The sequence below is a fragment of the Pseudoalteromonas sp. 1181_04 genome (assembly GCF_052850545.1).
Map to the genome: position 1 here is coordinate 1 of NZ_VXCS01000118.1, position 232 is coordinate 232.

The following is a 232-nucleotide window of genomic DNA, read 5'->3' on the forward strand; positions in this document are numbered from 1 at the left end:
ATCAGACGCGGTATTACCTGCCGCATCAGTGACGCTGGCATCCACTTGGAATGCGCCCTCTGCCAATGGGGTCGGTATATCCACCGACCACGTGCCATCTGCCAGTACCGTCGCGGTTAAGGTTTGCACGGTGCCGTTCGCATCTGTCACGGTGATACTTACCAATCCACCAATTTCATCACTGCTACCGGTGATGGTTGGGGTGCTGTCGTTCGTCGCAGCCAACGGATCA

1 protein-coding gene is annotated in these 232 nt (G+C 56.5%); it reads right to left on the reverse strand.

Features of this window, described 5'->3' with window-relative positions; all coding sequences use genetic code 11:
- Positions 1-232: Ig-like domain-containing protein (locus FW757_RS23275; RefSeq protein WP_446441801.1), on the reverse strand; the 232-nt coding region annotated here is incomplete at both ends.